Below are 9,868 nucleotides of genomic sequence, written 5' to 3'. Positions count from 1 at the left end.
TTCATCGAACACGTGTACGACAAGAGCACGCTGGACGATCTGAGCAACCAGGCCGAGAACTTCGTCGTTGCTGGAGACGCGGTTGATGCAGTACGCACAGTCGTAGACGCAGAAGTTGGTGAGCAGGATCTTCAACAGGGACACGCAGCGGCCGTCCGGCGTGTAGCTGTGGCAGATGCCCATGCCCTCGGTGCTGCCGATGCCACCGCTGGTCCGGGAGTCGCGCTTGCCGGACCCGCTGGAAGCACAGGAGGCGTCGTATTTGGCGGCGTCGGCAAGAATGGCCAGCTTGCGGAGGGTGTCCATGGCGGCACGCTACGCAGGGGCTGTCTCATTGGGTGAGACAGCCCCTGAACTCTTCAGGATCTGCCGCCGGGCATGGCCCGGCGCTACCGATGCACTGGCACCCCCGCCGGGCATGGCCCGGCGGGGGTGGATCAGAAGCCGTGGGTGATGCTCGGCTGGCCTGCTGAATAGTCGGCGTACGGGTCGTGCTCGCCGCTGCTGCCTTCGGAGAGGCGGAACTTCAGCGCCAGGCCGTCGCGCGAATCGGCAGCGCGCAAGGCTTCCTCCTGCTCGATCACGCCGGACTTGGCGAGCCGGAACAGGCATTGGTCGAAGCTCTCCATGCCTTCTTCCAGCGAGGCTTCCATCGCTGCCTTGATCTCGTGCACCTGGCCGCGTCGCAGCAGGTCGCGGATCATCGGGGTGTTGATCAGCACCTCGGTGGCTGGAAGACGGCGGCCGTCCTTGTTCTTCACCAGGCGCTGGCTGATCACCGCACGCAGGTTCAGCGCCAGGTTCATCAGCACGTTCTTGTGCGCGCTTTCCGGGAAGAAGTTGAGGATCCGCTCGATGGTCTGGTCGGCATTGTTGGAATGCAGCGTGGCCAGGCACAGATGGCCGGTCTCGGCGAAGGCGATGGCCGCTTCCATCGTCTCGGCATCCAGGATCTCGCCGATCAGGATGACGTCCGGTGCCTCGCGCATCGCGTTCTTCAGCGCATTGTGGAAGGCATGGGTGTCCAGCCCCACTTCACGCTGGTTGACGATGGACATCTTGTGCTTGTGCAGGTACTCGATCGGATCCTCGATGGTGAGGATGTGTCCGGTCGTGGTGCTGTTGCGATGGTCGATCATCGACGCCAGCGAGGTCGATTTGCCGGAACCGGTGGACCCCACCACCAGCACCAGCCCGCGCGGGGTCATGATGACGTCCTTCAGCACCTGCGGCAGGTTCAGCTCCTCGATGCTCGGGATCCGGCTGCGGATGGCGCGGATGACCATGCCCACCTCGCCCCGCTGCTTGAACACGTTCACCCGGAAACGGCCGGCATCGGCCAGGGCGATGGCCATGTTGAGCTCCAGCTCGCGCTCGAACTGCGGCACCTGGCCCTCGTCCATCAGCGAATAGGCGATCTTCTTGACCATGCCGGGCGGCAGGCCGGTGTTGCCCAGCGGATAAAGCTTCCCCTCGATCTTGATGTAGACCGGTGCTCCGGTGGTCAGGAACATGTCCGAGGCGTTCTTTTCGGTCATCAGCTTCAGGAAGTAGCCGATATCCATCGCGAATTTTCCCCAACGAAACTGCCGGCGCCCGTTGCAAGCACGGCGCTGGCTTGACGACAATGGCCGTGAACCGACAACCGGTACGGCCTCCCCAATGAAACGACCTAGCTTCGCACGAATGCGCCACGGCCTGTATGTGATGGCGTTTGCATTCGCACTGTCTGCCCCCGTCTGGGCGCAGGACGGTGCGCTGGAACTGGCCCAGGCCCGGCAGGCGGTGGACAAGGCCACCCAGGCCGATGCCGACCAGTACGCGCCGGACCTGATCGATCTGGCCCGGCAGGGCCTGGAGCAGGCGCAGCGCGCCGCTGGCGATCGCCGCGAACGCAAGAATGCCCCGGCCATGGCCCTGCGCGCGGCGGCCGATGCCGACCTGGCCCGCGCCCGCAGCGAGGAGGCCACTGCCACCGCGCAGCTGCAGCTGCGCCGCAACGAGGTGAACCAGCTGCAGCGCCAGCTCTCGACCGGGGAGGACCGCCGGTGAAACCCGTGAACGCCGCAACCCTAGCCGTACTGCTGGCTCTGCCGACCCTTGCCCTGGCGGCCGACAACCCCGTGGTGGCCCAGCTGAGCCAGCGCCTGATGGCCATCCAGGCCAATCCGGACACCGCCGAACTGGGCGCCTTCGAGCGCATGCAGGCCCAGCAGGCCATTGCCAACCTGGACAAGGCCAAGCGCCGCGACCAGGAGTTGGCGACCTACCTGGCCCAGCGCCGGGTCGAGATCGCCGAGACCGCCGTACGCGCGGCCCTGGCCGCCCGTGAGGTCGATCGGCTCGAGCGGACCCGCAGTGACCTGCTGATCGAGGCGAGCCGCCGCGATGCCGCCCGCGCCCGCCAGGAGGCCGAACAGCTGCGCATGCAGGCGCAGATGCAGGCCGAGGAAGCTGAACGCCTGCGTCAGGCTGCCGAGGCCGAGACGCTGGCACGGCAGGACGCCGAGAACGCCCTGACCAGCGTGGCCGGCAAGCAGCAGCAACGATTGAGCGCGGCCCAGCAGAATGCGGCGAAACTGGCCCGCGAGGAGGCCGAGCTGGTGTCCGGGCAGAAGCTGCCGGGCTCGAAGTTCGACGGACGCGGCGAGGTCTTCACCTTCGCCGGTGATGCTTTCGGAGCGGGCGGCTCCAGTCTGTCCGCCGGGGCGCGCAACCAGGCCAAGGCGTTGGCCGAGTACCTGAACATCGGCAAGAAGGGCCGGCTGCGCATCGAGGCCTACGACAGCGCCAACGGCGTCGGGCAGAAGCGCGCCGAGGCGCTGCGTGATGCACTGGTGGCGGGCGGTGTCGCCAGCAACCGCATCCAGATCAGCGGCAAGAAGGCGGCGTCGACCCGGGCGCGCTCGGCCGAGGTCATCATCGCCCCGTAATTGATTGATATTGTTTGTTTTTCGTTGCGTTGAGCATTCAGCCTGAACCCCGCCCCGGCGGGGTTCGGTCTTTTTGTCGCAGGGGTCTTGTACCCCGCCCGGAGCAGGCGTAGGGTCAATCGTCCGGGACGCAATGCCGCGGACCGGACGATGGGAGGGCCGGGCCGATGCAAGCAGGGCGCGAACCGCAGCAGACCGACGTGCGCAGGCCAGTGCCGCAGGTCGTTGTGCGCACCCATGCAGCCATCGAACGGCGCTCCTCCATGAACAACGCCCCGTGCCTTGCGGCCGGGGCGTTCGCGTATCTGTCGAAGGAGGTCCATCATGTTTGAAGATCAGCCCCAGAGCGAGATCGACGCACGTCGCGCGCGTGATCCGGAGTTCAGGGCACTCCATGACCAGCACCGCAAGTTGAACAAGAAGTGCATGGACGCGGAGTTGGGTGTACTCCCGATCGATGATGTCACCCTGGGTCGCATGAAGCGTGAGAAGCTGCTGGCCAAGCAACGACTTCTGCGAATGTACGAAACACCGCTCCCAACGACGTCCGCCACGCTGTGACGCACCTCGTCACGCCCGGAACGGCGTGATCCGGCCACAGAAGGCCCGGCCAGGCGCTCGCGCCCTGGCGTCGCGGTACCGCCGATGACGGCGGCCGCGCCAAGGCACCACAGGCGGTGGTGCCTTGGCCCGCACGTCCCTGTCTCATCGATGCGGACGGTACCGGTCTCCTCGTCGATCCGGGGCCGTCCGCATCCCTTTTCCGGCAGCGTCGCGCCCATGCCCGGACTGACCTGACTTTCAGCGCCATCCGTCGGATAATCATCTGTCCGGCCCTGTGTGGCGCGAACCGAAAGTCCTGCGAATGCCCATCCATTCTTCCGTCCTCGAACTCATTGGCCAGACCCCGATCGTCAAGGCCCAGCGCCTGGACACCGGTGTCTGCGAGCTCTATCTGAAGCTCGAGAACGCCAACCCGGGTGGATCGATCAAGGATCGCATCGGCCTGTCGATGATCGAGGCAGCGGAGAAGCGCGGGGACCTGAAGCCGGGCGCGACGCTGGTCGAGGGCACCGCGGGCAACACCGGACTGGGCCTGGCCCTGGTCGCCCAGCAGAAGGGCTACAAGTTGATCCTGGTCGTTCCCGACAAGATGAGCCGGGAAAAGATCTTCAATCTGAAGGCGATGGGCGCTGAAGTGCGTCTGACCCGCTCGGACGTGGCCAAGGGCCACCCGGAGTACTACCAGGATCTGGCAAAGACCATTGCCGAGCAGACGCCGGGCGCCTACTTCATCAACCAGTTCGGCAACCCCGACAATCCGGCCGCCCACGAATTCGGCACCGGCCCGGAGATCCTGGAGCAGATGGGCGGCGATCTGGACGCCATCGTGTTCGGCTGCGGCAGCTCGGGCACCATGACCGGCCTGTCGCGCGCCTTCGCCACGCTGTCGCCGAAGACCGAGCTGGTGCTGGCTGACCCGGTCGGGTCGATCCTGGCCGAGTACATCAACGATGGCGTGCTCAATGACAAGTCGGGCAGCTGGCTGGTGGAAGGCATCGGCGAGGATTTCCTGCCCTCGATCTCCGATTTCAGCCGTGTCACCAAGGCCTATGCCATCAGCGACGCCGAGAGCTTCCACACCGCACGCGAACTGCTGGGCAAGGAAGGCATCCTCGGTGGCTCCTCCACGGGTACCCTGCTCGCCGCCGCACTGAAGTACTGCCGCGAGCAGACCACGCCGAAGAAGGTGCTGGTGCTGGTGTGCGACACCGGCAACAAGTACCTGTCGAAGATGTACAACGACTACTGGATGCTGGACAACGGCTTCCTTGAGCGCCCGCAGCACGGCGACCTGCGCGACCTGATCCTGCGCCCGTACGGCCAGCGCGACACCGTCGTGATCGGCCCGAATGATCTGTTGACCACCGCCTACCAGCGGATGAAGCTGTACGACGTCTCGCAGCTGCCGGTGATGGAGGGCGACCAGCTGGTCGGCATCGTCGATGAAAGCGACGTGCTGCTGCATGTCTACGGCGACGAGGCGCGCTTCCGGGATCCGGTGGCCACGGCCATGGTCAGCAAGCTGGACCGGCTGGACGTGAAGTCGCCGATCGAAGCCCTGCTGCCCGTGTTCGACCGTGGCCAGGTGGCGATCGTCATGGACGGCAATGCCTTCCTCGGCCTGATCACCCGGATCGATCTGCTCAACTACCTGCGGCGTCGCGTTCAGTAACGCGAAGATCGCAGACGATCGCAGCTGAATTCACGTTTATTCGCGTCAAAGGTTGTTAAGGCCGCGCTGATAGACTTCCGCTCCTTCGACGGCACCGTCCACCGGTGCCCATCAGGAATCAACATGTCCAACGCTTCTTCCCAGGATCGCGCGCTCGCCCTGGCCACCCTGGCCATCCACGGCGGCCAGTCGCCCGATCCGAGCACCGGTGCGGTGATGCCGCCGATCTACGCCACCTCGACCTATGCGCAGTCCAGCCCGGGCGAGCACCAGGGCTTCGAATACTCGCGTACGCACAATCCGACCCGCTTTGCCTATGAGCGCTGCGTCGCCTCGCTGGAGGGGGGAACCCGCGGTTTCGCCTTTGCTTCCGGCATGGCCGCCAGCTCGACCGTGATCGAACTGCTGGACGCCGGCAGCCACGTAGTGGCGATGGATGACATCTATGGCGGCAGCTTCCGCCTGTTCGAGCGCGTGCGCCGTCGTACCGCCGGGCTGGACTTCAGCTTCGTCGATCTGACCGACCTGGCCGCGTTCGAGGCTGCGATCACGCCGGCCACGCGCATGGTGTGGATCGAAACCCCGACCAACCCGATGCTGAAGATCGTGGACATCGCCGCGGTCGCCGCCATCGCCAAGCGCCACGGCCTGATCGTGGTGGTGGACAACACATTCGCCTCACCGATGCTGCAGCGTCCGCTGGAGCTGGGTGCGGATCTGGTCCTGCACTCGGCCACGAAGTACCTCAACGGGCATTCGGACATGGTCGGCGGCATGGTCGTGGTCGGCGACAACGCCGAACTGGCCGAGCAGATGGCGTTCCTGCAGAACTCGGTGGGGGGCGTGCAGGGGCCGTTCGACAGCTTCCTGGCCCTGCGTGGCCTGAAGACCCTGCCGCTGCGCATGAAGGCGCACTGCGCCAACGCGCTGGCCCTGGCCCAATGGCTGGAAAAGCACCCGGCGGTGGACAAGGTGATCTACCCCGGCCTGGCCTCGCACCCGCAGCACGACCTGGCGACCCGCCAGATGGGCGGCTACGGCGGCATCGTCTCGATCGTCCTCAAGGGCGGTTTCGAGGCGGCCAAGCGCTTCTGCGAGAAGACCGAGCTGTTCACCCTGGCCGAATCGCTCGGCGGCGTGGAGAGCCTGGTCAACCATCCTGCCGTGATGACCCATGCGTCGATCCCGGTCGCGCGCCGCGAGCAGCTGGGCATCAGCGATGCGCTGGTGCGCCTGAGCGTGGGGGTGGAAGACCTGGGCGACCTGCAGCTGGACCTGGAACGGGCGCTGGGTTGAGCCGCACCATGGCCAGCAACGACGAAAGCCGGGGAGGGAGGCGGGCGCCACGTCGCATCGTCCACGCCCTGCGCGCCCGCCTGGGCGGGCTGCGCCGTTGGTGGCTTGCCCGCGGACTGGAGCAGGCACGTTTCCCCACGCTGCCCGCACCGGCCGCTGGCGACGCGCGCGGTGAAACGCTGGTCTTCCCGCCGACCGATCCCACCCTGGGGCCCGGCGTCAATCTGTACGGCTACATCCACGGCCAGTTCGGCCTGGGGCAGACGGCACGGATGTATGCCCGGGCCCTGCTGGGTGAGGGATATCCGGTTGCGGTGAACGATGCCGCCCTCCGCATCCCGCATGCGTGCAATGACCACAGCCTGTCCGGCCAGCTCGGACGGGGCGCGCCCTATCCCTTCAACCTGGTATTCGTGAATCCGGACCTGTTCGGTGAACTGGCGCCCCGCCTGCCGCGCGATACCTACACCATCGCGTTCTGGTTCTGGGAACTGGATACCGTGCCGGCCGCATGGCAGCGAACGCTGGAGCAGGTCGACGAAGTCTGGGTCTCCACCCGCTTCGTCGAGGATGCCTTCCGGCGCGCGACCGACAAGCCGGTGGTGCGCATTCCGCATCCGATCGTGCCGCAGCCCGGCGCGGACCTGTCCCGGTCCAGCTTCGGCCTGGACGACGACGCGTTCGTGTTCCTGTGCAGCTTCGACTTCAATTCGTCGATCCACCGCAAGAATCCGTGGGCGGTGCTGGCGGCGTTCCGCGCGGCCTTCGATGGCGCACCGGACAACGTGCAGCTGGTGATGAAGTGCAGCAACGGCTTCCGCCATCCGCAGCGGCTGCGCGAGCTGATGCAGCAGGCTGCCGGCGATCCGCGCATCCTGGTACGCGACCAGGTGCTCGACGATGCGCAGCTGCACGCATTGCAGGAAACTGCCGATGCCTATGTCTCGCTGCACCGCGCGGAAGGGCTGGGGCTCGGACTGGCCGAGAGCATGGCCCGTGGCAAGCCGGTGATCGCCACCGCCTGGTCGGGCAATCTCGATTTCATGAACGAGGGCAACAGCTGCCTGGTGCCGTTCCGCACGGTGCCGATCCGCCCGGGGGAGTATCCCTTCGCCGATGGCGGCACCTGGGCCGAGGCCGACGTGCCGGCCGCGGCAGCGTGGATGCGCCGGCTCGCCCGTGAACCGGGCCTGGCGCAGCGGATCGGCGTGCAGGCACGCAGCGACATCCTGGAAACCATGAGCCTGCAGGCCGCCGCAACGGCCATGCGCGCTCGATTGCAGTCTTTGGAACGACACGACCGATGAACCCAAGAACCACCCCCACCGGGCACGAGGATTCGACATGCTGGGTATGCTGAAAGCCCTGTGGAACTACCGCTATTTCATTTTTTCCTCGATCAAGAACGAGCTGCGGCTGCGCTTCATCCGCAGCCGCCTGGGCGCCCTGTGGATGATCATCCACCCGCTGATGCAGGTGCTGATTTTCGCCACGATCCTGTCCGAGGTGCTGGCCGCCAAGCTGCCGGGCATCGATGACAAGTACGGTTACGCGCTGTACCTGATGTCCGGCACCCTGTGCTGGACGATGTTCTCCGAGACCATCGGCAAGTCGGTGAACCTGTTCGTCGACAGCGGCAACTTGATGAAGAAGATGTCGTTCCCCCGCATCTGCCTGCCGTTCATCGCCGGTGGCACGATGCTGGTCAACAACGTGCTGCTGCTGGTGGCGATCTTCGCGGTGTTCGCGGTGATGGGCCACATGCCAACTGCCGAGGCCCTGTGGCTGCCGGCGCTGATGCTGCTGACGCTGAGTTTCTCGATGGCGCTGGGCCTGCTGCTGGGCGTGCTCAACGTGTTCATGCGCGATATCGGCCAGGTCGTCCCGGTGGTCCTGCAGGCATTGTTCTGGCTGACCCCCATCGTCTACCACATCACCATTCTGCCCGAGCGCGTGCAGGCCATCTTCCGGCTCAACCCGTTGCTGCCGCTGGTTACCAGCTACCAGAACGTGCTGCTGTTCGACAAGCCGCCGGTCTGGGGTGACCTGTTGTGGCTGATGATCGCCACGGTGGTGCTGGCATTGGCTTCGCTGGTGATGTTCCGTCGTGCCAGCCCGGAAATGGTGGATGCGCTATGAGTGGTGAACTGAAGGTCGACAACGTCGGCAAGGCGTATCGTGTCTGGACGAGTGAGTGGCTGCGCGCGGCCCGCTGGTTCGGTGTGCCGACGCGGCCCAAGGAAGAGAACTGGGTGCTGCGCAATGTGTCTTTCACCATCGCGCCCGGCGAAGCCGTGGGCGTGATCGGCCAGAACGGCGCGGGCAAGAGCACCCTGCTCAAGCTCATCACCGGAACCGCCCAGCCCACCGAGGGCCAGGTGACGCGGACCGGCCGCGTTGCGGCGATTCTCGAGCTGGGCATGGGCTTCAACCCCGACCTCACCGGTCGCCAGAACGCGTTCCACTCCGCAGGCCTGATGGGCTACTCGCAGGAGCAGATCGAAGCCGCGATGCCGGAGATCGAGGCCTTCGCCGAAGTGGGCGAGTACTTCGACCAGCCCGTGCGTACCTATTCCAGCGGCATGCAGGTGCGCGTGGCGTTTGCCGTCGCCACTGCATTCACCCCGGACCTGCTGATCGTCGACGAGGCCCTGTCGGTCGGCGACAGCTACTTCCAGCACAAGAGCTTCGACCGCATGCGTCGCTTCCGCGAGGAGGGCACGTCGATCATGCTGGTCTCGCACAGCCTCAGCGACGTGAAGGCACTGTGCGACCGCGCGATCCTGCTGGACAAGGGACGAGTGCTGAAGGATGGCGAGCCGGACGAGGTCATCGATTTCTACAACGCGCTGATCGCGAAGAAGGAAAACGAGACGCTTGCGGTCGAGCAGCGCCGTGGCAAATCCGGCTGGGTGACTACCCGGAGCGGGACCGGCCAGGCCCGCGTGGAATCGCTGCGACTGCTCGATGGCGAAAGCAGCCAGGAGGTCAAGCTGGCAACCGTTGGCCAGAAGCTCCGGCTTGAACTGAAGGCACAGGTCAGTGCCGACCTGCCCAGCCTGGTACTGGGGTTCATGCTGCGCGACAAGCAGGGCCACATCATCTGGGGCAGCAACACCTGGCATACCGGTCAGGTCCAGCGTGATGTACGGGGCGGAGAACAGGTGGTCTACCACCTGGACTTCACCTGTACGCTGGGCCCGGGTTCCTACTCGGTGTCGCCGGCGCTGGTCAGCACCGAAACGCACATGGTCGACAACTTCGAGTGGGTGGACAACCTGCTGGTGTTCGACGTGATGAATGCCGACAGGACCACGTTCATCGGATCGAACTGGCTTGATGCTGCCTTCAGCGTCGAACGCAGCCGCGCATCGGCCGATGGTGTGCAGGCGGACTGACGGAC

The 9,868-nt window shown here is 65.6% G+C and carries 9 protein-coding genes and 1 pseudogene; 8 read left to right on the top strand and 2 right to left on the bottom strand.

All coding sequences use genetic code 11. The features are described 5' to 3' along the window. Both QMZ25_RS01130 and QMZ25_RS01125 read right to left on the bottom strand, forming a co-directional pair. Positions 1 to 306 (bottom strand): annotated as a pseudogene (locus tag QMZ25_RS01130) (biotin synthase); the annotation flags it as partial. A 131-nt stretch (positions 307 to 437) separates the two neighbouring features. Then, positions 438 to 1,565 carry a PilT/PilU family type 4a pilus ATPase gene (locus QMZ25_RS01125; protein WP_053516991.1) on the bottom strand — a complete coding sequence of 376 codons (1,128 nt, stop codon included), beginning with the start codon at positions 1,563 to 1,565 and terminating at the stop codon, positions 438 to 440. A 121-nt stretch (positions 1,566 to 1,686) separates the two neighbouring features. Here QMZ25_RS01125 and QMZ25_RS01120 point away from each other — a divergent pair, with 121 nt between their 5' ends. From QMZ25_RS01120 to QMZ25_RS01085, 8 genes are all read left to right on the top strand, one after another. After that, positions 1,687 to 2,052 (top strand): DUF4398 domain-containing protein, encoded by a 366-nt coding sequence (locus QMZ25_RS01120; protein WP_065175358.1) that lies wholly within the window; start codon positions 1,687 to 1,689, stop codon positions 2,050 to 2,052. Continuing rightward, the gene (locus QMZ25_RS01115) at positions 2,049 to 2,933 is read left to right on the top strand and encodes a hypothetical protein (RefSeq protein ID WP_283218995.1); all 885 of its coding nucleotides are present in this window, start codon (positions 2,049 to 2,051) and stop codon (positions 2,931 to 2,933) included. Before QMZ25_RS01120 ends, QMZ25_RS01115 begins: the two co-directional genes overlap by 4 nt. Positions 2,934 to 3,257: 324 nt before the next feature. Beyond that, positions 3,258 to 3,494 carry a YdcH family protein gene (locus QMZ25_RS01110; protein WP_053516987.1) on the top strand — a complete coding sequence of 79 codons (237 nt, stop codon included), beginning with the start codon at positions 3,258 to 3,260 and terminating at the stop codon, positions 3,492 to 3,494. Between the two features lie 304 nt (positions 3,495 to 3,798). Continuing rightward, positions 3,799 to 5,169 (top strand): pyridoxal-phosphate dependent enzyme, encoded by a 1,371-nt coding sequence (locus QMZ25_RS01105; protein WP_053516986.1) that lies wholly within the window; start codon positions 3,799 to 3,801, stop codon positions 5,167 to 5,169. 123 nt (positions 5,170 to 5,292) lie between these two features. Further along, positions 5,293 to 6,465, top strand: a complete 1,173-nt coding sequence (locus QMZ25_RS01100) for a cystathionine gamma-synthase (protein WP_065175355.1) — start codon at positions 5,293 to 5,295, stop codon at positions 6,463 to 6,465. Positions 6,466 to 6,473: 8 nt separating this feature from the next. Next, entirely contained in the window at positions 6,474 to 7,772 is a 1,299-nt protein-coding gene (locus QMZ25_RS01095) for a glycosyltransferase family 4 protein (RefSeq protein WP_283218994.1), read from the top strand. Between the two features lie 37 nt (positions 7,773 to 7,809). Next, complete coding sequence (locus QMZ25_RS01090; RefSeq protein ID WP_111186692.1) at positions 7,810 to 8,604, top strand: ABC transporter permease; 795 nt, start codon at positions 7,810 to 7,812, stop codon at positions 8,602 to 8,604. Next, positions 8,601 to 9,863 (top strand): ABC transporter ATP-binding protein, encoded by a 1,263-nt coding sequence (locus tag QMZ25_RS01085; protein WP_053516984.1) that lies wholly within the window; start codon positions 8,601 to 8,603, stop codon positions 9,861 to 9,863. The genes QMZ25_RS01090 and QMZ25_RS01085 overlap by 4 nt, the downstream gene beginning before the upstream one ends. Positions 9,864 to 9,868 lie beyond the last annotated feature (5 nt).

Source organism: Stenotrophomonas sp. RS-48, from assembly GCF_030053245.1.
GTDB lineage: Bacteria > Pseudomonadota > Gammaproteobacteria > Xanthomonadales > Xanthomonadaceae > Stenotrophomonas > Stenotrophomonas maltophilia_P.
The sequence above is the reverse complement of the archived record's forward strand: the minus strand, read 5'-3'. Positions and strand labels throughout refer to the sequence as shown.

Coding starts and splice junctions, on each gene's coding strand:
- QMZ25_RS01085 (WP_053516984.1), top strand. CDS start 8,601: ATGAGTGGTGAACTGAAGGTCGACAACGTCGGCAAGGCGTATCGTGTC.
- QMZ25_RS01090 (WP_111186692.1), top strand. CDS start 7,810: ATGCTGGGTATGCTGAAAGCCCTGTGGAACTACCGCTATTTCATTTTT.
- QMZ25_RS01100 (WP_065175355.1), top strand. CDS start 5,293: ATGTCCAACGCTTCTTCCCAGGATCGCGCGCTCGCCCTGGCCACCCTG.
- QMZ25_RS01125 (WP_053516991.1), bottom strand. CDS start 1,565: ATGGATATCGGCTACTTCCTGAAGCTGATGACCGAAAAGAACGCCTCG.
- QMZ25_RS01120 (WP_065175358.1), top strand. CDS start 1,687: ATGCGCCACGGCCTGTATGTGATGGCGTTTGCATTCGCACTGTCTGCC.
- QMZ25_RS01110 (WP_053516987.1), top strand. CDS start 3,258: ATGTTTGAAGATCAGCCCCAGAGCGAGATCGACGCACGTCGCGCGCGT.
- QMZ25_RS01095 (WP_283218994.1), top strand. CDS start 6,474: ATGGCCAGCAACGACGAAAGCCGGGGAGGGAGGCGGGCGCCACGTCGC.
- QMZ25_RS01105 (WP_053516986.1), top strand. CDS start 3,799: ATGCCCATCCATTCTTCCGTCCTCGAACTCATTGGCCAGACCCCGATC.